Origin of the sequence: Sphingomonas sp. JUb134 (assembly GCF_004341505.2) — a bacterium.
In the GTDB taxonomy this organism is placed as follows: Bacteria; Pseudomonadota; Alphaproteobacteria; order Sphingomonadales; family Sphingomonadaceae; genus Sphingomonas.
In genome coordinates this window covers 2,212,794-2,232,749 of sequence record NZ_SLYP02000001.1, presented here as the reverse complement: position 1 = coordinate 2,232,749, position 19,956 = coordinate 2,212,794, and the positions used below count along the sequence as shown (strand labels likewise).

Annotated in this window: 12 protein-coding genes and 1 tRNA gene; 7 read left to right on the top strand and 6 right to left on the bottom strand. The window is 64.9% G+C overall.

From position 1 onward, the window contains the following. Positions 1-64: 64 nt before the first annotated feature. A tRNA-Ser gene (locus tag EDF69_RS10260) sits at positions 65-154 on the top strand. Positions 155-330: 176 nt separating this feature from the next. On the opposite strand, the gene EDF69_RS10255 is transcribed toward EDF69_RS10260, so the two are convergent. The 5 genes from EDF69_RS10255 to istA form a co-directional block, all read right to left on the bottom strand. Then, entirely contained in the window at positions 331-1,893 is a 1,563-nt protein-coding gene (locus EDF69_RS10255; protein ID WP_132883877.1) for a sulfatase family protein, read from the bottom strand. A gap of 49 nt (positions 1,894-1,942) precedes the next feature. After that, positions 1,943-4,672, bottom strand: a complete 2,730-nt coding sequence (locus tag EDF69_RS10250; protein WP_165890040.1) for a TonB-dependent receptor — start codon at positions 4,670-4,672, stop codon at positions 1,943-1,945. Positions 4,673-5,002: 330 nt separating this feature from the next. Continuing rightward, a complete protein-coding gene (locus EDF69_RS10245; RefSeq protein ID WP_132883879.1) occupies positions 5,003-6,019 on the bottom strand; it encodes an LLM class flavin-dependent oxidoreductase in 1,017 nt (338 codons plus the stop codon). A 487-nt stretch (positions 6,020-6,506) separates the two neighbouring features. Further along, the gene (gene istB, locus EDF69_RS10240; protein ID WP_204991410.1) at positions 6,507-7,340 is read right to left on the bottom strand and encodes an IS21-like element helper ATPase IstB; all 834 of its coding nucleotides are present in this window, start codon (positions 7,338-7,340) and stop codon (positions 6,507-6,509) included. Positions 7,341-7,354: 14 nt separating this feature from the next. Next, complete coding sequence (gene istA, locus EDF69_RS10235; RefSeq protein WP_132884630.1) at positions 7,355-8,842, bottom strand: IS21 family transposase; 1,488 nt, start codon at positions 8,840-8,842, stop codon at positions 7,355-7,357. Positions 8,843-8,971: 129 nt separating this feature from the next. Here istA and EDF69_RS10230 point away from each other — a divergent pair, with 129 nt between their 5' ends. The 3 genes from EDF69_RS10230 (at position 8,972) to EDF69_RS10220 (ending at position 13,424) form a co-directional block, all read left to right on the top strand. Then, entirely contained in the window at positions 8,972-9,289 is a 318-nt protein-coding gene (locus EDF69_RS10230) for a hypothetical protein (protein ID WP_204991361.1), read from the top strand. A 545-nt stretch (positions 9,290-9,834) separates the two neighbouring features. Then, positions 9,835-13,056, top strand: a complete 3,222-nt coding sequence (locus EDF69_RS10225; RefSeq protein WP_425336673.1) for a PAS domain-containing protein — start codon at positions 9,835-9,837, stop codon at positions 13,054-13,056. After that, positions 13,053-13,424 (top strand): response regulator, encoded by a 372-nt coding sequence (locus tag EDF69_RS10220; RefSeq protein ID WP_132883790.1) that lies wholly within the window; start codon positions 13,053-13,055, stop codon positions 13,422-13,424. The genes EDF69_RS10225 and EDF69_RS10220 overlap by 4 nt, the downstream gene beginning before the upstream one ends. Before the next feature lie 65 nt (positions 13,425-13,489). On the opposite strand, the gene EDF69_RS10215 is transcribed toward EDF69_RS10220, so the two are convergent. Beyond that, positions 13,490-14,749, bottom strand: coding sequence for a histidine-type phosphatase (locus EDF69_RS10215; RefSeq protein ID WP_132883789.1), 1,260 nt, complete (start codon positions 14,747-14,749; stop codon positions 13,490-13,492). Positions 14,750-14,940: 191 nt separating this feature from the next. Between EDF69_RS10215 and EDF69_RS10210 the strand changes: the two genes are divergently transcribed. The 3 genes from EDF69_RS10210 (at position 14,941) to EDF69_RS10200 (ending at position 19,920) form a co-directional block, all read left to right on the top strand. After that, positions 14,941-17,688 (top strand): TonB-dependent receptor, encoded by a 2,748-nt coding sequence (locus EDF69_RS10210; protein ID WP_132883788.1) that lies wholly within the window; start codon positions 14,941-14,943, stop codon positions 17,686-17,688. Between the two features lie 320 nt (positions 17,689-18,008). Next, positions 18,009-19,286 carry a GGDEF domain-containing protein gene (locus EDF69_RS10205; protein ID WP_239555423.1) on the top strand — a complete coding sequence of 426 codons (1,278 nt, stop codon included), beginning with the start codon at positions 18,009-18,011 and terminating at the stop codon, positions 19,284-19,286. 115 nt (positions 19,287-19,401) lie between these two features. Next, positions 19,402-19,920, top strand: coding sequence for a ferritin-like domain-containing protein (locus EDF69_RS10200; RefSeq protein ID WP_132883786.1), 519 nt, complete (start codon positions 19,402-19,404; stop codon positions 19,918-19,920). The last annotated feature ends 36 nt before the right edge of the window (positions 19,921-19,956 follow it).

The window sequence follows — 19,956 nt, the reverse complement described above, 5'->3', positions numbered from 1 at the left end:
CGAAACCCCTAAGCGTCGAGAGGCTTGCACAAACCCGACCAGCCGCCGTAAGCGCGCTGTGTGCGGAGAGGTGGCCGAGTGGTTTAAGGCAGCGGTCTTGAAAACCGCCGTGGGTTCACGCTCACCGTGGGTTCGAATCCCACCCTCTCCGCCATCACCTCACCGTCACCTTGCCGCTGCACGCTCGTGCGCTCGATCAATCTCGTAGGCCTGGGCCGATGCGCAGTTTGCTTGCCTCTGTGGCCCGCCTCACGGAAGCCTGCGCAATAACAGCGACATTCTTCCTCAGGAGCCGCCGGCCTTGAGGTAGCGGCCCTTACACCAGCGGGATTATGTTGAGCGTCTAACTGGCGGCCGATAGAACGTCGCTGGGAAGACTCCTTGCTTACTTCCAGGCGAACTTCGCAGGTCGGCACGGAAGCCGGCGTCGGCACTCAAGGGTATCTGCATCCCTTGCGTCTTCTCCAGGATGTCGAACAGCTTGCCGCTGAGCCGCTCCGCCAGATCCTCGTGACCCGGCTGCGCTAAGAGATTGTTGTTCTCGTGCGGGTCGGAGGCCAAATCGTAGAGTTCGTCCAGATCCCAGATGCCGTGGAAGTGCATGTACTTGTACCGGTCCTCACGCAGGGCGTGGACGGTCGGCGTCTGGGGGAAGTTGCGCTCCCAGTAGTATTCGTAGAGCAGCTCAGCACGCCAAGGAGCGGCAGGGTCGCGCGCCAGCGGCTGCATGTCGGATCCCGCCATATAGGAGGGCGCCTGCAATCCTGCCGCTGCCAGCAGCGTCGGTGCGATGTCGATGTTCGCCACCACCTGCTCGATGGTGCTGCCGGGCGCGAACAGCGAGGGGCAGCGCATCAGCAACGGCACCCGCATCGACTCCTCATAGGCTGCCCGCTTGTCGATGAGGCCATGCTCGCCGAACATGAAGCCATTGTCGCCCATGTAGACGATCAGCGTGTCGTCGAGTTCGCCGCGTTGCTCAAGAAGGTCCATGATCCGGGCGATGCCCTCGTCGACCGCGAGCAGCGTCTCCATGTAGCGCTTGTAATACTCCGCGATGTCGAGCGTGCCGTGATAGGCATAGTCGACCCCGTGCCAGCTGTTGCGCTGGTTCTCGACCCAGATCGGGCGCCCGGGCATGCCGGGCTTCATGTTCTCGGGGTAGCGGAACGTCTCCTTGTCATAGCGCCCCTTGTGTCGCTCGGCAGGGATGAACTCGGAATGCACCGCCTTGTGCGCGAGGTGCATCATCCAGGGCTTGTTGCGGTCGCGCTTGCCGATCCAGTCGAGCGCATAGTCGGTCAGCTCGTCGGTGATATACCCTTTCTGCGGCACCTTACGGCCGTCGACGTTGAGACCGTCGGCGCTGGGCAGATAGGTGCCCTGGCCCTTGAAGCTCACCCAATGGTCGAAACCGGGCTGCGGCGCATCGCCCTCGTCCCCCATGTGCCATTTGCCGATGAAGGCGGTGTCATAGCCGGCGCGCTGCAGATATTGCGGATAGAAGATCAGCCCGGGTGGGATGGGGTGGTTGTTGTCCACCACCTTGTGCTGGTGCGCATAAAGGCCCGTGAGGATCGACGCCCGCGAAGGCGAGCACAGCGCGGTGGTGACGAACGCGTTGCGAAAATGCGCACCCTCGCGCGCCAGCCGGTCGAGCGTCGGCGTGTCGCCGAAAGCCTGCGCCTTCATGAATCCCATGGCATCGAACCGATGGTCATCGGTGAGCACGAACAGGATGTTCTTGGGCTTGGTGCCGGGGCGGCGCGCCAGCCGAAGGTCTTGCGGGGCGGTGCCCTTCGCGGCCTGAGCTCCCGCTGCCCAGGAATAGAGCCCGAAGGCGCCGCCGCTGCCGGCCAGCAGGACGCCGCGCCGATCGACTGTGTCAGCCATGCATGTCTCCGTCAGATGGGCCGGCGCTCTGGCCGGCCGAGGCTGGTCGTTAGAAGTTGAGGCGCACGCCCCCGAACACACGGCGTCCGGCGTCGAGATAATTGGCCGGCAAGCCCGTTGTGTATTCGACGATCTCGTCGCGATCGAGCAGGTTCACCGCCTCGAGCACCACAGAGGCTTGCGGCGTGACCTGGAGGCTGATGCTGGCATCGAGCGTACCGAAAGCCCGATTCACGCGCCCCATTGCAGGGGCGGTGGCGGCCGACGCCAGATAGCTGCTGCGCCATGAATAGGACACGCGCGCGCCGATCAGCCCTTTCTCGTAATAGCCGATCAGATTGTAGTTGTGCTTCGATGCAGCGGTGAGCTGCGTGGGATCGCTGTTGTCGATATAGGTGTAGTTTAAGATGGTGCCCAAGCCGTCCAACGGAGCGGGGAGCCAGGTGAACGCCTGCTGGAAATAGAGTTCGATGCCTTTGAGATCGACGCCCGAACCGTTGACCAACTCGCTTACCGTGAAGTCGGTCTGGATCGTGGTCGTGCCCGTCGTGCGAATGTACGAGACTGGCAACGAGACGATGCTGGTCTCACGCCGGATCAGGCTTTCCAGGTTCTTGTAGAAGAGCGAGGCCCCGACGAGGGCGTCCTGTCCGAAGTAGTACTCGATCGTTGCATCGAGGTTGTTTGACCGGAACGGATCCAGATACGGGTTGTTGCGCGTCACCGTCAGCGCATTGCCGTTTGCGGTGGTTGTTGGGGAGATGTCGCCGAGATTGGGCCGGGAGATCGTCCGCGACGCCGCAAAGCGGAGCTGAAGCTGGTCGGTCGCTTCGAACTTGAGGTTGAGGCTCGGCAGCCAGTCCCAATAGCTGCGCTCGACCCGAAGCGGCTCGGCGGCTGGGACACGCGTCGTGTTGCCGGTCTCGACCTCGACGGTGATGCCGTTGAGGTCGGGGGCTACACCAGCCGTGGTCTGGTCGGTGCGGACGACGCGCAGGCCGAGGTTGCCGTTGAGCCTGCCGAAGGAGAGATCACCGCGGCCATAAAAGGCCAGGATCTTCTCGTGCACGTCCAGGATGCCGGTCGCATCGTTGGTGTAGGTCCCCGCCGCGATCAGTTCGGCGTCGCTCAACCCCGCCACGAAGGAGCGCGCGTCAGAGCCTAACCACTGGGTCGGGAAGGCGCCGCCGCCGTCGTAGCTGCCAAGGAATGCTCCGGCACCAGATCGGATGGGAATCATGAACGGGGCGGCACTGAACGATCCGGCGATCGGCCCGGGCGGCAATCCACCATAGAGCTGCGAGACGCCCGCAGCGGAGATCGTCAGCGTCTTGTTGTCCGAATACACGGCACGATCGGTGTATTTGACCCCGGCGCGCAGCGCGGTCAGCCCCCGCTCACCAAGATCCCGGCGCATGTCGAGCTTGATGTCGCGCAGCCGGTCCGTGGTCAGGCGATCGAGCTCGCCGTTGAGGCTGAGCAGTCGAAAATTGTCGGGGTCGAGCTTCCTGGTGTCGAAGCCATCGAGATAGGTGATGCTCGGGATAGCATCGCCCGGCCTCGCCACCACTCGCGCCGTTCCGTTGATGCTGTCGGCGATGTTGAGCGTGTCGCGGGTTTGGCGCGAACGCTGGTCCGAACCCTCCAGCACCACGGTCCAGCCGCCCGCCTCGAACCTGCCGCCGCCCACGAGCGAACGGATGTAGCCCCGGCGATCCTGGAAACGGCCGCCGTTACGCAGGTCGATGTTGCTAACCGTGAAGTCGGTTGCGGTCTCGACGCCGTCGAGCATTTCCGTGCGCGAGGCGAGGACCCCGCTCGCGCCGGCGAAGTTCTGCCAATTCTCCTGCCGCACCGCCTCAACGTCGACGCGTGTGTAGAAACCGTCGACATAGAGCTCCACCGCGTCGCTGGGTCGGAACTGAACGGAGGCGATGCCGCTCAACCGGCGGTTGTTCTCGGTGAACATGTCGTGGATGATCAACCCGGGGATGCGCACGAGGCGGTTCGGCTCGATGACGCCGTTGCCATTGAGGTCGTCGCTCCCGCCGCCGAGCGGCACGCCCTGCGCCTCGGTGACGGTGTTCCAGCCAGTCTCGATCTGCTGCGTCTGGGGGCGGCGCTGGGTGTAAGAGGCGCCGAGAGTCAGGCCCAGCCTTCCATCGAGGAAGGTGTCGGCGAACAAGCCCGATAGACGCGGCGAGAGCTTCCCGGAGTTGCTCTCATGCTCACCTTGCGCGGACAGCGCCAGCACGCGTTTCCCCAGATCCAGCGCGCGTGGCGTCCGGATGTTGACGGTTCCCGCCAGGCCCCCGTCCTCAAGGTCCGCGGTGGGCGACTTGTACACCTCCAGCGTGCGCACGAACTCCGGCGCCAGTGCGGAGAAGTCGAACGAGCGCGAGACGCCCGCAAACAGGTCGTTGAGCGCGTTGGGCACGGCACGGCCATTGAGCGTCACCAGCGTAAAGGTGTCGGGAAGCCCGCGAATGTTGACGCTGCGCCCCTCGCCGCGGGTTCGGTTGATCTGCACGCCGCTGATCCGCTGCACCGACTCCGCCACGTTGACGTCGGGGAAGCGGCCGATGTCCTCGGCACTGATCACGTCGACGATGCTGTCGGCGTCACGCTTAATCCGCACGGCCTGCTCGATGCCGCTGCGGATACCGGTCACCACGATATCCTGCCCATCCCCGCCCTCGGTATCGGCGAGCGGCTGCTCTGCATCTGGCGTCAGTGACGTGTCGACGGTCGCCGTCTGCGCGACGGCTGCAACAGGCATTCCCAGAAGCAACGATGCGACAGCACCGGAAACCCGCGTCCATTCAGCAGTCATCATCGCTCCCTGCAGTTCGTCTTCTTCTATTCTCCTATCAATCGAGTGGGAATAACGAGATAGCTTTGCTTGCGTCGAGAACACCTGCGGTTGTCAGGGCGGCCAAGGTCCCTGCGCTAGGCATTCAGGCGCAGCGGGCGGGTGGGACGTCCCTCGTCGGCGAGCTGAACCGGTGCATCAGCAATCGCTGTCCTCAGGAAGGACAGGTAAGATCGCGCAGAGGCTCGGTTTCCGATCAACGGTGGCAGCGCACCCGCGAGGATCGGCGGTGGCGCCTCAGCGCCAGCCGAGCGCGGGTGCGACGTGCGTGAGGATGGCATCAAGCACATGGGCGTTATAGTCCACGCCAAGCTGGTTCGGAATCGTGAGCAGCAGCGTATCGGCTTCGGCGATGCCCTCGTCCGCCCGCAGTTGGGCGATCAACTGTTCGGGTTCGGCGGCGTAGGAACGGCCGAACACCGCGCGCATATTGTCGATCACTCCGATCTGGTCGCTGCTACTGCCCCGCCCGAAATAGGCACGGTCGCGGTCGTTCATGAGCGGGAAGATCGAGCGCGAGACGGAAACACGCGGCTCCCAATCGTGCCCTGCTTCCTTCCATGCCTGACGGTAGATCCGGATCTGCTTGGCCTGCTGTACGTGAAGTGGCTCACCACTCTCGTCCGCCTTCAGGGTTGAGCTTTGCAGGTGCATGCCGCGCTGCGCAGCCCAGATCGCGGTGGCGTTCGACGCCGATCCCCACCAAATGCGCCGACGCAGGCCCGGCGCATGCGGTTCCACCCGCAACAAGCCCGGTGGATTGGGAAACATCGGGTTGGGGCTCGGCTTCGCGAACCCCTCACCTCGCAGCAAATCGAGCAGAACCTCCGCATGCCTCCGGCCCATGTCGGCGTCGTTCTCCCCCTCCCTGGGCGCATAGCCAAAGTGGCGCCATCCCTCGATCACCTGTTCGGGCGAGCCCCGACTGATGCCGAGTTGCAGCCGGCCGCGGCTGATCAGGTCGGCGGATCCCGCATCCTCCGCCATGTAGAACGGGTTTTCATACCGCATATCGATGACGCCCGTGCCAATCTCGATCCGGCTGGTTCTAGCGCCCACGGCCGCCAGCAGTGGGAAAGGCGATGCCAACTGCTGCGCGAAATGGTGAACGCGGAAGTACGCACCATCTGCGCCGAGTTCTTCCGCGGCAACAGCAAGATCGATCGACTGCAGAAGCACGTCTGAGGCGGATCGGGTTGCGGACTGCGCAGATGCCGACCAATGGCCGAACGAAAGGAACCCGATCTTTTTCATGATGCACTCCCGTTAGATGGATGCCGCCGGCCGCGGCAATCAGCCTCGCCACTTCCTACATAGGATGCGTCTGGCTTGGCTTCGCGGCGGCACAGGGAAACGCATCTTTTCCGCCATCTCACGGCCCAAGACCCAGCGCCGCACGTACGCAGCCTCTCAGCCACTGCCCGCGAACGGATGCTCGTTCATATCGCTGCTGCCGTTTTCAACCGGAAGCGGGAGCGGCTAAGAAGAGGCGGCCCACGGAGTTTTCACATGCATGTCGTTGCCTGGCTCGTCTCTGTCTTGTTGTGCGTAGCGTCTCTGATCGTGTCCGCACGCCTTCGTGCCGGGCTCGTCATCAAACTCGCACTCGGCGTGTCAACGGCGGAGCAAAACCAGGCCAGCGGGGCGGAGTAAAAGCAGGCCACTTGAGGCGCGCGCTGACGATATGAAAAGGGCCCCGATCGGGGCCCTTTTCATATCGTTGCCGTCCTCGGCCTGATGGTCAGGAAGATAATATCTCACCGGTGTCCGGGTCGGACAGGGCACTGGCCTGGTTTTGCTCCGCCCCGCGACGTTTGCGTCCGGTGGACTGCTTGAGGCGATAGCTGTCGCCGTTCATGGTCAGGATGGTGGCATGGTGGGTGAGCCGGTCGAGCAGTGCGCCGGTCAGCCGCTCGGAGGCGAGCACCTGCGTCCAGTCCTCGAACGGCAGGTTGGAGGTGATGATGGTCGAGCCGCGCTCGTAGCGCTGCGACAGCACCTCGAAGAGCAGTTCGGCGCCGGTCGGGGACAACGGGACGTAGCCGAGTTCATCGACGACGAGCAGCTTCACGGCCGCCATCTCGCGTTGGAGCTTGAGCAGCCGTCGCTCGTCTCGCGCCTCCATCAACTGGTTCACCAGCGAGGCCGCGGTAGTGAAGGCGACTGTGAAGCCCTTCTGGCAAGCCGCCAGGCCGAGCGCGAGGGCTACATGCGTCTTGCCTGTCCCGCTGTTGCCGAGCGCAATGACGTTCTCGCGGCGCAGGATATATTCGCACCGTGCGAGCTCGACCACCATCATCTTGTTCAGGCTGGGGATGGCGGTGAACTCGAAGGTGTCGAAGCTCTTCACAGCCGGGAAACGGGCTGCGCGGATCCGTCGCTCGATGGTCCGGCGCTCGCGGTCGATGAGCTCCAACTCGATAAGCCGCAACAGGTAGCGCGTGTGGTCGACCCCGCCTTGCGCGCATTCGCGCGCGACCTTTTCGTACTCGCGCAGAACGGTTGGCAGTTTGAGTTGTTTGAGATGATGGGCGAGCAGCACCTGTGGCGTACCTGCGGTCGTGCCCACCGGCATGGCGTCCTTGTCCGTCATGCTGCCAGCACCGCATAGTCGGCCGCGCACGTCGTTTTGACGTCCATCTTGGGCACGTGCGGATACGCCGCTAAATCCAGGCGCGGCGGACGGCGCTCGATACGCGCCAGCGCGATGAGTTTTACCGCGTCAAAACCAGGTGCGCCCAACTGGACTGCCTCGGTCACGGCATCCGTGACGATGGGAAGCGGCATCGCCTCGAGCAGCCGCAGCACCTGGATGAACTCGCGTTTACCCTTGTTGCCCATCCGGGCCTCGAGCAGGTGGCGCAGATGCTGGAAGATGTCCGGCAGGTTCCAGTCCTGAAGGGCTGCCGCCTGGTCGAGCGCACCGGGCTTGGTCTCGATGAGCGCGAGATAGTGCAGTGGGTTGGAGACGAATACGCCTTCGTCGTAGCAACGCGCGTGCCGGGCAATCTCTTCGCCCGCGCATATGATGACGACCTCGTCGACGAACCCCTTCACCATCACGTCGCGGTAGCCGTACGCGGTCGGCACCGAATAGTCGTTGGTCCGGTAGCGCACCATCGCGGTCGACGACACGCGCGCCGCGCGTTTCTCGCATGGCTCCAGTGGTACGGACGGCAGCGTGCGCAATGCCGATACGTCTGCCGCCAGCCGCTCGGCAATGGTCTGCGCGTGCTGACCGGCATGCTCGCCCTGGCGCGTACGGCAGGACTCCTCGAACCTGGCGTTCAGGACATCGAAATTGGCAGCGACCGGCACGGGCACCATGAAGTTGTTGCGCGCAAACTTCACCAGCCCCTCGACCTTGCCTTTGTCGTTGCCTCGCGCTGGACGCGCAAAACGGTCCTGAAACAGGTAGTGGCTGACCAACTCGGTGAAGGCGCGTGTGCGCTCGCGCGTTCCATCGCCGCAGATCTTTGCCACGGCGATGGTTGTGTTGTCGTAGAGGATGGACAGCGGCACGCCCCCGAAGAACGCGAATGCCGACACGTGCCCGTCAAGAAACGCCTCGGTCGTCTCGCGCGGATACGCCTTGAAGAAGCAGGCATCCGACTGCGGCAGCGACATGCAGAAATAGTGGATCTTCATCCGCTCCCCGCCGACGACCGCGACCGCCTCGCCAAAGTCGACCTGTGCATGCCCCGGCGGGTGCGCCAGCGGCACGAAGGTCTCGCGCCCGCGGGCCCTGCACAGCCGCACATGGTCCTTCACCATCGTGTAGCCGCCCGTATAGCCATGCTCGTCGCGCAGCCGCTCAAAGATCCGCTTGGCCGTGTGCTGCTGCTTGCCCGGCGCCTCGCGGTCGGCTGCCAGGATTGCGTCGATAACCGGTAGCAGCGTCCCGAGCTTCGGCTTGGTCGGAGGTTTCGTCCGGCGGTATCCAGGAGGCGCCGAATACAGGCACATCTTGCGTACCGTATCCCGGTTCAGCCCGAACACCTCCGCCGCTTCCCGGCGACTATGCCCCTCGACAAATACAAACCGTCTGACCGCTGCGTAGCTCTCCACGACAAACATCCCCGCCGCTCCGCAAAGGGAGCAGCTTACCAACTGGCCGGATTTTACTCCGCCCCCGACGGCACTGCGCCGGCGGTCCTGTGGCCTGGTTTGTCACCGCCCTTCACACTCGGCGCCATCTTCGGCGGGATGGCCCTCCTCGTGCTGATAGGCTGGACGCTGAAGAACTTCGACATGCACCGGTCTCACGCGTTCACAACGATCCTGTTCCAGGTGCTACTCACGATCAACGTCGTCGCGATGCTCAACATCATGAACGTCGCCGTCCACAAGATGGTCGATGTGCAAGGCGCCTTTCACAGGCGCTTCAACGCTGCCAACCTGCACCGTTTTCCTGTGAGCGTCGTGATCAGCGGCGCCCCCCAGCTCAAGAAGGTCGGAACGGCCTTCTGGTCACTCGGAGCAGCGTTGATGCTCTACGGCCTCTGGTTCGACATGAAGTTTTGAAAGCAATCGGGCCCGACTGCAGGTCAAGCTTGCTGCTCCCGAACGGCTCGCGAGGCGCGCACTCGCCTCCAGGTGAGCAGCCGCCACGGCGCGTTCTCGAGCCGCTGTAGCGGCCTCACCGGCTTGCCGCTAAAGCAACGATGCCGATGTACCGCGAAGGTTGCGATAGCTTGTCTGATCCTGTCCCGCTTCGATCCCGCTCCGCGGAAGAACTGTTTGCCGGCCCTGGTGAGATCCGCGCGCTTGGCCGCGTCATCGATTGGTCGGGCACGCCGCTGGGCCCGGTCGAGCGCTGGCCGCAGAGCCTTCGTTCGACGGTGCGTACCCTTTTGTCGTCCCAATATCCCATGGTTCTCACCTGGGGAGACGCGTTCACCCAGATCTACAATGATGCCTATTCCAAGCTGATTGGCGACCGGCATCCGGCGGGGCTCGGCAACGATATCCGGATTACCCTTGCCGAGGCCTGGGACACGCTGGGGCCCATGATCGACCGGGTGATGAGGACGGGCCTGGCGAACTGGACGGCGGCGCTGCCGCTGGAGATGCATCGTTCCGGCTATCGCGAAGAGGCGTACTTCTCGGTCAGCCATGCGCCGGCCGAAGATGACGACGGCAACATCGTCGGTATGCTGGCCGTGTGTTCGGAGGTGACCGAGCAGTTGGTGAGCGAACGACGGCTGCGCCTGTTGAGAGAACTCGGTGCGAGGGCCGGTGAAGCGCGCGAACCCGCCGAGGCCGCCCGCGACCTCGTCGAGACCATGGCCGAACATCCGCTCGACGTGCCCTTCGCCGCCATCTACCTCTGCGAGGGTGACGAACTGATCCGGACTGCGGCAGTCGGCATCCCGGAGCACAGCGTGGCCGCACCGCCCCGCATGCATCAGGGGGCGGGTGCCGTGTGGCCCGTCGCCGCGGCATTGCGCGGCCAGGTGACGCCGGTCGACGATGTGCAGACCCTGGTCCCGCTGGTCGGCGGACCCTATGCCGATCCCGTCCGCTGTGCCCTTGTCCTCCCGATCACCGGCGTGCAGGGAACGGCGCTGGGCGTGATCATTGCGGGCGTATCCCCGAACCGCTCGCTGGATGAAGGCTATCGCTCGTTCTTCGAGCTGCTGGCCGGCCAGGTTTCGGTCGCCATGCGCAACGCGCGCGCCCGCGAGGACGAGCGTCGGCGCGCCGAGGAGTTGGCTGAACTGGATCGGGCGAAGACCGCCTTCTTCTCCAACGTGTCGCACGAGTTCCGGACGCCCCTCACCCTGTTGCTCGGGCCGCTGGAGGACGCTCTGGCCGACAGCCCTGACCGCCTGCCTGCGCATCGCGGCGAGCTGGAGATGGCGCATCGCAATGCGCTACGTCTGCTCAGGCTGGTCAATGCGCTTCTCGATTTCTCGAGGGTAGAAGCCGATCGGGCCGAAGCGAGCTTCGAGCTCGTCGACCTTGCGGCGCTGACCGCCGATCTGTCCTCCAACTTCCGATCCGCGATGGAGAAGGCTGGCTTGGACTTCACCGTCGACGTTCAGCCCCTTCCTCGCCCCGTGGCGGTCGACCGCAGCATGTACGAGACGATCGTGCTCAACCTGTTGTCCAACGCCTTTAAGTTCACGCATCAAGGATCGGTCCGGGTTCGGCTGGCCGCCTTGGACGATGGGGTCGAACTCACCGTGACGGATACCGGCGAGGGCGTCGCGGCGGAGGAGCTGCCCCGGCTATTCGAGCGGTTCCACCGGATCGAGGGCCAGAACGCGCGCAGCCATGAAGGATCGGGGATCGGCCTGGCTTTGGTCCAGAAGCTGGTCCAACTCCACGGTGGCACGATATCGGCCAAGAGCGAGGGGCCGGGCCGCGGCGCGACCTTCAGGGTGACCCTGCCCTATGGCCGCACCATCGGCGACACAGCGGCTTCAGCCACCGGTTCCACCCGCGCAGACGCCTATGTCGAAGAAGCGCTTCGTTGGCTGCCCGGAGAGGCGGCAGCGTCCCGGACGCCCCTGCCCGACGCGCGGCCGCATCTTCTTCTGGCCGACGACAACGCGGACATGCGCGCCTATGTCGAGCGCCTGTTGCGCGACGACTATGAGGTGACGGCGGTCGCGAACGGCACGGAAGCCCTGGCAGCGGCAAAGCGGATGGCACCCGATCTCGTCCTGTCGGACATCATGATGCCCGGCCTGGACGGGTTCGCGCTCCTTCGGGAGCTGCGGGCGGACCCGGCCACGGCCGCCGTCCCGATCATTTTCCTGTCCGCACGCGCCGGTGAAGAGGCCAGGGTGGAAAGCCTGGAGGCCGGGGCGGACGATCATATCGTGAAGCCCTTCAACGCCCAGGAACTGCGCGCGCGTGTGGCCGGGGCGATCCGGCTGGCGGACCTTCGTGGCGAAGCAGCATCCCGCGAACGCGTGCTCGAGGCGAAGCTCGCGACCAGCCAGGCCAAGGCCGCACTTGCCGACAGTGAAGAGCAGTTGCGGATGCTGGCGGACGCGCTGCCCGTGCTCATCACGCATGTCGACAAGGATCTGCGGTACCGGTTCGTGAACCGGACCTTCGAGCAGTGGTTTGACCGGCGGCGCGAGAACGTGATCGGACAGTCGGTGTTCGACGTTGTGGACCCGGAAACGCTCGCCCAAGGGAGAGCGAACATCGACGGCGTGCTGGCGGGCGAGCACCTCTCCTTCGAGCAGGAGTTGATCTTTCCCGATGGGGTGCGCCGTATCGTACAGGCCGAATACCTGCCCCAGCTGACGTCCGACGGGCAAACAGAGGGCTTTTACAGCCTGGTTCAGGACGTGAGCGCCACGCGGGAGCAGGCGCGTCTGCTCGCCGACAACGAGCGCCGAATGCGAACGGTCCTGGAGGCTGTGTCCGACGGCTTCTACGCCATCGATGCGGACTGGCGGCTGATCCTGTTCAACCGTGCCGCCGAACGCCATTTCGATCGGTCCCGCGACGAGGTGCTTGGCCGCGTCATGTGGAACGTTTTCCCCGAAGTGGCCGGTACGCCGTTCGAGGATGTCCTTCGTCGCACCATGATCGACCGGGTCGGGAGCCGGCAGGAAATGCGGTCGGTGCTGAGGCCGGATCGATTCGTCGAGATACGAACGGCTCCCAAGGAGGGCGGCGGCATCGCGGTGTCCTTCTCCGACGTCACGGAGCGCAAGGAGGCCGAAAGGCACCGCGAACTGCTTGTGAACGAACTCAACCACCGCGTGAAGAACACGCTGGCGGTCGTGCAGTCGCTTGCAGTGCAATCGTTCAGGGATGAGCGCGTTCCCGATCACGCGAGGCGCGCGTTCGAGGGCAGGTTGTTGGCCCTGTCGGACGCCCATAATCTCCTGACACGGGAGAGCTGGGCGTCTGCGCCGCTCCGGCAGATCATCGAAAATGCGCTTCGGCCTTTCGGCGGGGCCAACCGCTTCGACTATGCGGGACCCGACCTTCGCATCGGGTCCAAGGCGTCCGTCAGTCTGGCGCTTGCGCTGCATGAGCTGTGCACCAATGCCGCCAAATATGGTGCGCTTTCGCAAGAAGGCGGGCGCGCCCGGATCGACTGCAGCGTCGAGCAAGGTGAGCCACCCGTCTTTCACCTGTGCTGGGAGGAACAGGGTGGCCCGTCGGTTACGCCACCGTCAGGCCGGGGCTTCGGTTCACGCTTGATCGAACGCGGGCTGGCAGCGGAAATCGGCGGGATAGTGCGTTTGCGCTATCCGCCAACAGGGGTGGTCTGCGAGATCGAGGCTCCCCTGCCGAACATGGAAGGGCAGGAATGACACTCACCGGCAAGCGTGTGCTCGTGGTGGAAGACGAGATGCTGGTCGCCATGAACCTTGAAGACCTGCTGATCGAACGGGGGGCCGAGGTGGTAGGGCCCGCCATGCGTCTCGACACGGCGCTGGAACTTGCCCGGACCGAACGGTTCGACGTGGCGGTGCTGGACATCAATCTCCACGGTGGCCGATCGTACCCGGTTGCCGAGACCCTGCGCGAGCGCAAGATCCCCTTCATTTTTGCGACCGGCTACGGCCACGCGGAAGGCGCCGAAGGATATGCGGAAGTCCCGACGCTGACGAAACCATACCGGGCCAGCGAACTTGCTGACGCACTGGAACGCGCGCTCACGGCCAGCGAGTCGGATTAGCGGCTGATCCCTGAACGCGGTGTCCGCAGCGCAGCGCGACGCGGTTCAGCCGACCGCATCTGGCGCTACCGAGAGCGCGCTGGACCATCGAGCGGCGCCAGCCTGCCCCGCACCAGCGCGTCGAACTGCTGCAGCGTGCACATGCCCTGGAAGCCACCCGCGCATTCGGCGATCGCCAGGGTCTTGTAACTGGGCGGCGTCGCGATCGACAGCGGCTCCAGGCTGCGCAGCTGCTCCAGCGTCTGGGACTGATAGGCCACCCGCACATAACGCTCGGCACTGCCGGGATTGCGCAGCAACTCGAATACCAGTGCCCCGCCCACGGTTGCGTCGTTCTCGGCATAGCCATCGACCTTGAACGTCACGCCCAGCACCGCGGCCATCGCGTTCAGGTTGTTGTCGTGACCAACCACCAGATCCAGCTTCGCCCCGCTCGGGTCCTGAAGGGAGGACAGGATGCGCCGGCCGAGCACCGCACTCTGCCGCCCGGCCAGATAGGGTGCGCGGACATGGACGTCGAACAGCAGCGAGTGCAGCGCACCGATCTGCTCGATCTTTTCCGGCGTCGCACGCCCCCAGCCCACGCGCGCCGGGTCGAAGCCCTCGGCATATTCGAGCAGAAACACCTGGGCGGTCCCCGATGCCGTCCGGATCGGCCCGCCAAAGTCGAACGACGCAGGGTCCGCCGCCGGCTTCAGCACCGATTCTTCGGCCAGGATGTCGCACGGACGCGCAATCCCCTTGCCCCGGCAGCCCAGGATCTCTTCCAGCGTGCGGAACGCCGCGCGGTGCCGCTCGGCCAATGCCTGAATACCGCCGGTGTGCCGGTCGATCGCGGCCACTGCCGCCGCACCGTCATAGGTGACCATGCCCGCGCCCCGCGGATCGAAGATCGGGTCGCGATCGCCGGGCGCGCCATGCTCAACGGTGAGGCCGCACCCCGGCGCAAACCCTTCGGCCAGGGCCTTCCCCGATTGGATCGCACGCTGGGCGGTGCTGGACCGGATCCGCACGGCGCCGGGTACCGGGCACCCTGCCGCGCCGAACAGCCCGCGCGCGGCATAGGCTTCGCGATCATAAGCACCCAGCAGCCGCATGCCCGTGTAACCGCGCTCGGTCAGATAGCTTTCGCGCACCTGCCACTCGGGCCAGGGCTGGCGCGCCATCGTGCCGACCGGCGCCTCGTCCGCCAGCGGCGCGCGGAGCCCGTGCCGGACCACCATCACCACCTTCTCCAGCTGCAGGTCCGGCCGTTCCTGCGCCGCCGCCGGCACGCAAGAAACGGCAGCGGCAACGGCCGACAGCAGCATGGACCCGAGTTTCATGAGCAAACCTGTGCGATCTGGAAAAGAAGCGTCTCGTTAGGTCCGCAGTATGTCCTCTCGATTACGCTCTGATCGCTCCGCGAACCCGCAGAGATGACACGCCGACGACATATATTGGTCCCTGATCGGTAACGTAGCGGACTTAGGTCGCCCACATCTGCATTCGACAGACGCAATCCCTGGGAGATCCCATGACAAAGCCTTCCCTCCGCCCGCTCGGGCGGCCGCTGCTGCTTGCCCTGATGCTTTCGGCATCCTCCATCGCCTATGCCGGGGCACCGGACCCTGCCGCAGACGTGGACGCCGAGGTGCAGCGTACCGACAACGACATTGTCGTACTGGGCGCGGCCGACCGCCGGCTGGTGCAGGAAGAGGAGGACGCGGTCGGCACGATCGACGTGGTGCAGACCGGCGACGTCTCGTTGCGATCCCAAACCAACATCGCCGATCTGGCCAAGCAGCTTCCGGGCGTCTCGGTCAGCGTCGACCAGGCGCGCAACGGATCGGCCACCGGCGAGGCGCAGTTCGTCTCAATCCGCGGGTTCGAAACCGGCTTCAACGCCTATACGCTCGACGGGCTACGCCTGCCCCAGACCTCGGGCGGCAATACCCGCGCGATCTCGCTCAACCTGTTCTCGCCTTTCGCGATCGGCGGCATCGTCGTCGACAAGACCCCGGGCGCCGACAAGGACGCGGATTCGATTGCAGGCAACATCGACCTGCGCACCCCGACCGCGTTCGACTTCGGCAGTTCCTTTGTGCGCGCCCGTGTGCTGGCGCAGGCCGCGGACCTGGCACTCGATCAGGGACAGGCGGGCATGGGCGGCGCCGTCGGCCTCGACATGGCCAAGCGCTTCGGCAGCGCTGGGCAGTTCGGCGTCTACGTCGCCGGCTATTACGAGCGCCGCGCGAGTGCAGCGGAATCGGTCGCGCTCCAGAACCCGTACAAGGCGACGGTAAAAGGCGAGACCCCGCGCGAGAACCCGGACTCGGTGACCGCCGACGGCATCCAGTGGAACTTCTTCAACAACGAGATCGAGCGCTACGGCGCCAGCGGCTCGCTGGACTACCGCACCGAAGCCCTCGACCTGTTCGCGCGCGTCAACTACGCCCGCTACAACAACACCAACACGCAGAACCAGACGGGCCTGCGCAATGAGCTGGTCAGCGGCCAGACCAATCCCAATCCCGGCGGCTATGACGACACCGGCATCTACCGGCCGATGGGCATCAACCCGGCGCACTACTTCCGCGTCGAGGACGTGGAGCAGGAACTGGTCTCCACCCAGCTAGGCGGCCGCTGGAAGGGCGAGCGCGTCAGCATCGGGTTGAGCGGATCCTATGCCGATGGTCGGCTCGACCAGCCGCGGTCGCACACGGCGGCGTTTCGCGGCATCTCGTACATCGGCACGCCCGGCCAGACCGGCGTGGCGCGCGAAGGGCTGTTGATCGACCTGTCCGATCGCAACTGGCCGCGCGCGATCCTGTCGCCAGATGCCGCCGCCTATGTCGGCAGCCTGGAACGGCCGCAGCAATATTATGTGCAGACCAATCGCAGCTTCCTTTCGGAAGAGAAGCTGACCTTCAAGGGCGAGATAGACTGGCGCGGCGACGGCGTGCTGGCGCTGGTCAAGGCGGGCGGCCTGTGGGAACGCGCCGATCGCAAGGGCCTGACGATCGACGACGGATCGCTGCGCTATCGCTTCCAGACTGACCTCTACAGCGGCACGGTGCCCGGCCTGCCGCTCGCCCAGTTTCCAGGCGAGACGCTCGACAGCTTCATGGGGCACCAGACCCCCCGCCCGATCAAGCTGATCAGCCGCGAGGCGATCGAGGAACAGGTGTCGCGCTATGTCGACATCGACGGACTGAGCGAGGACATCCTCAACCGCGGGCGCCTGTCGGGCGAGGAAACGCGCAAGGCCGTGTTCGCGACCGCGACGCTCCGCTTCGAAACCGAGAACGCAGGCACGATCGAGGTCATGCCGGGCATCCGCTGGGAAGATAATCGCTACACGGCCAGCTTCTGGTCCAATACCGAAGCCGACAGCGACGCGCGCTTCATCGAGGCGGGGCGCAAGTACGACCATCTCGACCCGTCGGTCCTGGCGGTGTGGCGCGCCCCTGGCGGCTGGACGGTTCGCGGTACGGCGCGCAGCAGCTACAGCCGCCCCGCCTTCAACCAGCTTGCAGGCCCGACCACCGAGGAGCGCGACGCGATCACCGACGAGCTGATCTCGGTGACCCGTCCCAACCCGGACCTGAAGCCGGTATCCGCCTGGAACTTCGACCTGGGGGTCGAATATCGCACCGAGCGCAACCGCTGGTTCCAGATTGCCGCCTATTACAAGGACCTGAAGAACGTCATCGTGCCGACGGCGACCCGCACCGGATCCGGCGCGGTCGACGGGGTGATCTACTATCAGCCGTACAACGGCCTGGGTGGCTCGGCGAAGGGCATCGAGGCCTCGTTCCGCTTCGCACTGAACGACTGGGCGCCCGCAGATTGGATGGGCGGTTTCGGCATCGGCGGCAACGTGACCGTGCAGGACACCGAAGTCACCTATCAGCTGGGCGAGGACGAAATCCGCACCAGCCGCCTGCCCGAGGCGCCGCACCTGATCGCCAATGCCGAGCTCTTCTACGAGCAGGGCCCGGTGCGCGCGAACCTCTGGTACAACCACACCGGCAAGCGGCTGTACAATGTCGAGGACACCCAGCCCGACACCTATACCCAGGGGCTCAACGAGCTGAACCTTGGCGTCGCCTTCGCCATGACCAGCAAGATCGAGCTGGGACTGGCAGCACGCAACATCACCAACGAGCCGACCTACTACAACACGGTGGGCGCCTCGACGCGCTACATCTCGGCCGATCGCGCGGGCGGCTATCTGAAGACCGGCCGCATCTTCCAGGCGAGCCTGACCATGACGATGTAAGCCTAGTGCGGTGCGGAAACGGCGTGCCCCTTCCGCACCGGCAGCTTCCCTCCGGCCTTGCACGCGGAATCACAACGCGCGATGACAAGCGCAGCATCGAGGGATTTCTCTACGGCGATGGCGACATCGGTCGATTGCGCGCTTGCCGACGAAATGAGCGGCGACGAGCGACGAGTCGCTGTACAATTGCGAGACCGATCTCAAGATGCTCGGCGTGTTCACCTGCGCCTCGCACACGATGCTACGAGAGTGGCTCTGTGGTGAAGCCGTCCACAGACTGAGGTTTCTGCTCGATCTCAGCGGACACCCTCTCCGCCACGATGTACGGCGGCAACAATCTGGAGGGCGCGGGAAACGCGGCAGCGGCCATCCGGTTCCACGAGCGTGGAAATTTCATCTCGATTGCGCTATTGCAGCCTTTAGGGGGCTGTATCGAGATGCAATTGGACCTTCTCACCCTTTACGGTCTGGCGATCGGCACGTTGCTCGTCGGCGCGGGGATGACCCTTTGGGAGCGACAGGCTCGGGTGGAGCGGTCTGCCGAACTCGGCACCTGGGCTGCGGGGTACGCGGTTCTGGCGGTCGGGTGCGGGCTCGCGATCGGGCGAACCCATCTCCCGGGTGCTACAGGGTGGGCGCTCAGCAACCTCGTCATCCTGTCGGGATATCTGCTGGTCCTGAACGGCGTAGGGCGACTGGACGGGCATCGCTACGCGCGCAAGTCCGTGGCGCTTCTGCTGTTCGTCGCTGTCGCATGGGCAAGCGTCGGTTCGGGCGCCCGATCGATCTTCTGGAACTATTGCTCCGCGCTGCCGATTGCCCTGGTTTGCGGGCTGACCGCATGCCGGCTCGCGCGCAGCCACACGCTGCGGTCGCTCCGATCGCTGCCAATCCCCGTCGCGATCGCAGGAGGACATGGTCTCTTCTACGCGTTCCGAGCGCTCGTCCTTCCGGTGCTGACAGGCATCTATGGCGACGACATCCTACCGTCGCTGGCGGAAGCGACCCTGTACGAGGGCGTGCTCTACTCGATGGCGATGCCCATGGCGCTGCTGGCGCTCGTCCGCGAAGAGGCGCAGGGCAAGCTCCTTGCGATTTCGCGCACCGACTTCCTCACGGGGCTCGGCAACCGGCAGCGCTTCTTCGAGGACGGGGCCGCCATACTGACCGAAAGCACGTGCGCCTCGCTGCTCGCCTTTGACCTGGACCACTTCAAGTCCATCAATGATCGATATGGTCACGCTGCCGGGGACGAGGTCCTCAAGTCCTTTGCCGCGATCGCGCAGGAAACGATCGGGAGCAGGACCCTGCTGGTGCGGTTGGGCGGCGAGGAATTTGCGGCGCTGCTGCCCGGACAGAACGGCAGTCGGGCAAGCGAGATCGGCGAAGCGGTAGCGCGACGCTTTGCCGGCACCGTCCACGGCGAGAGCGGCAACATCCGTGCAACCGTGAGCGTCGGGCTGGCGGAACTGGGCGCCGATGGCTCGGACCTGCCCAGCCTGCTTTCTGCCGCGGACCGCGCGCTCTATTCGGCCAAGGCCTTGGGTCGGAACCGGATCGAGTTCGCCCGGCCACTTCCGCTTCTCGCCCGCGCCTGACGCCATCGTCCGCGTTGCTGGGCTCCGACGCTCCCCGGCACCATACTCGCCCCAGGTCCAGGGAACCTCTCCTTCCTCCCGCGCGCTTTGAAGGCGCAACCGAGAGGAGACGCCCATGGCAACTGTCAATGAGATCATCCGTCCGCTGTTCATCACCGGCCTGCGCGACGTGCACGCAGTCGAGCATCAGGCTCTGGCGCTGATCGACCGTCAGCTCGATCGTCTCGCGCATTATCCCGAGATCGAAGCCCGGCTGCGCAGCCACCGGGCCGAGACCGAGCAGCAGATCTCCCGCGTCGAGCAAATCCTTGCCGATCTCGGAGAAAGCCATTCCAGCCTCAAGGATCTGGGTCTCAGCATTTCGGGCAACCTGGCAGCGCTCAGCCATACGGTGGCTGGCGACGAGATCATCAAGAACAGCTTTGCGAACTTCGCGTTCGAGAACTTCGAAATCGCAAGCTACACCGGCCTGATCACCCTGGCCGAAGACGGCGGTTTCGGCAGCGTCACCGCGCTGCTCGAGCAGTCGCTGGCTGAAGAGCAGTCGATGGCTTCGTTCGTGATCGGCGGTATCCCGAAGGTGATGCGCACCTTTGTCGATCTGCGCGCCGCCGGCGAGGACGCCAGCCACTAAGCCTCGCCCCTGCGCCTACCGATCCGAAGGACTTCA

What these genes read in the sequence shown, in the direction of transcription:
- istB (WP_204991410.1), bottom strand. Translation starts at nt 7,340, where the DNA reads ATGCCGGTGGGCACGACCGCAGGTACGCCACAGGTGCTGCTCGCCCAT.
- EDF69_RS10215 (WP_132883789.1), bottom strand. Translation starts at nt 14,749, where the DNA reads ATGAAACTCGGGTCCATGCTGCTGTCGGCCGTTGCCGCTGCCGTTTCT.
- EDF69_RS10205 (WP_239555423.1), top strand. Translation starts at nt 18,009, where the DNA reads ATGTACGGCGGCAACAATCTGGAGGGCGCGGGAAACGCGGCAGCGGCC.
- EDF69_RS10255 (WP_132883877.1), bottom strand. Translation starts at nt 1,893, where the DNA reads ATGGCTGACACAGTCGATCGGCGCGGCGTCCTGCTGGCCGGCAGCGGC.
- EDF69_RS10200 (WP_132883786.1), top strand. Translation starts at nt 19,402, where the DNA reads ATGGCAACTGTCAATGAGATCATCCGTCCGCTGTTCATCACCGGCCTG.
- EDF69_RS10245 (WP_132883879.1), bottom strand. Translation starts at nt 6,019, where the DNA reads ATGAAAAAGATCGGGTTCCTTTCGTTCGGCCATTGGTCGGCATCTGCG.
- EDF69_RS10225 (WP_425336673.1), top strand. Translation starts at nt 9,835, where the DNA reads ATGCATCGTTCCGGCTATCGCGAAGAGGCGTACTTCTCGGTCAGCCAT.
- EDF69_RS10230 (WP_204991361.1), top strand. Translation starts at nt 8,972, where the DNA reads ATGGCCCTCCTCGTGCTGATAGGCTGGACGCTGAAGAACTTCGACATG.
- EDF69_RS10210 (WP_132883788.1), top strand. Translation starts at nt 14,941, where the DNA reads ATGACAAAGCCTTCCCTCCGCCCGCTCGGGCGGCCGCTGCTGCTTGCC.
- istA (WP_132884630.1), bottom strand. Translation starts at nt 8,842, where the DNA reads ATGTTTGTCGTGGAGAGCTACGCAGCGGTCAGACGGTTTGTATTTGTC.
- EDF69_RS10220 (WP_132883790.1), top strand. Translation starts at nt 13,053, where the DNA reads ATGACACTCACCGGCAAGCGTGTGCTCGTGGTGGAAGACGAGATGCTG.
- EDF69_RS10250 (WP_165890040.1), bottom strand. Translation starts at nt 4,672, where the DNA reads ATGCCTGTTGCAGCCGTCGCGCAGACGGCGACCGTCGACACGTCACTG.